Genomic DNA, 1,563 nt, shown 5'->3' on the forward strand with positions numbered 1-1,563 from the left:
CTATTTGTTGATATTCCACCCTTGAGCACCCGCCGCAGAACAATCGTCTGCGCAACGGGCATATACTCCTGACAAACCCCCACCAACGCATACACGCAGGTACTGGTTTGTAGGTGCTCCTTAGAAAGGAGGTGATCCAGCCGCACCTTCCGGTACGGCTACCTTGTTACGACTTAGTCCCAATCGCCAGTCCCACCTTCGACAGCTCCCTCCCACAAGGGGTTAGGCCACCGGCTTCGGGTGTTACCAACTTTCGTGACTTGACGGGCGGTGTGTACAAGGCCCGGGAACGTATTCACCGCAGCGTTGCTGATCTGCGATTACTAGCGACTCCGACTTCATGGGGTCGAGTTGCAGACCCCAATCCGAACTGAGACCGGCTTTTTGGGATTAGCTCCACCTCACAGTATCGCAACCCTTTGTACCGGCCATTGTAGCATGCGTGAAGCCCAAGACATAAGGGGCATGATGATTTGACGTCGTCCCCACCTTCCTCCGAGTTGACCCCGGCAGTCTCCTATGAGTCCCCGCCATTACGCGCTGGCAACATAGAACGAGGGTTGCGCTCGTTGCGGGACTTAACCCAACATCTCACGACACGAGCTGACGACAACCATGCACCACCTGTGAACCGGCCCCAAAGGGGAAACCACATTTCTGCGGCGATCCGGCCCATGTCAAGCCTTGGTAAGGTTCTTCGCGTTGCATCGAATTAATCCGCATGCTCCGCCGCTTGTGCGGGCCCCCGTCAATTCCTTTGAGTTTTAGCCTTGCGGCCGTACTCCCCAGGCGGGGCACTTAATGCGTTAGCTACGGCGCGGAAAACGTGGAATGTCCCCCACACCTAGTGCCCAACGTTTACGGCATGGACTACCAGGGTATCTAATCCTGTTCGCTCCCCATGCTTTCGCTCCTCAGCGTCAGTTAATGCCCAGAGACCTGCCTTCGCCATCGGTGTTCCTCCTGATATCTGCGCATTTCACCGCTACACCAGGAATTCCAGTCTCCCCTACATCACTCTAGTCTGCCCGTACCCACCGCAGATCCGGAGTTGAGCCCCGGACTTTCACGGCAGACGCGACAAACCGCCTACGAGCTCTTTACGCCCAATAATTCCGGATAACGCTTGCGCCCTACGTATTACCGCGGCTGCTGGCACGTAGTTAGCCGGCGCTTCTTCTGCAGGTACCGTCACTTTCGCTTCTTCCCTACTGAAAGAGGTTTACAACCCGAAGGCCGTCATCCCTCACGCGGCGTCGCTGCATCAGGCTTGCGCCCATTGTGCAATATTCCCCACTGCTGCCTCCCGTAGGAGTCTGGGCCGTGTCTCAGTCCCAGTGTGGCCGGTCACCCTCTCAGGCCGGCTACCCGTCGTCGCCTTGGTGAGCCATTACCTCACCAACAAGCTGATAGGCCGCGAGTCCATCCAAAACCACAAAAAGCTTTCCACCCCCCACCATGCGATGAGGAGTCATATCCGGTATTAGACCCAGTTTCCCAGGCTTATCCCAGAGTTAAGGGCAGGTTACTCACGTGTTACTCACCCGTTCGCCACTAATCCCC

Annotated in this window: 1 rRNA gene; it reads right to left on the reverse strand. The window is 56.7% G+C overall.

The annotated features are described in order from the left end of the window. Window positions 1-124: 124 nt before the first annotated feature. A 16S ribosomal RNA gene (locus J2X42_RS23300) occupies window positions 125-1,563 on the reverse strand; the annotation flags it as partial.

The organism is Arthrobacter sp. BE255, from assembly GCF_031457335.1.
In the GTDB taxonomy this organism is placed as follows: domain Bacteria; phylum Actinomycetota; class Actinomycetes; order Actinomycetales; family Micrococcaceae; genus Arthrobacter.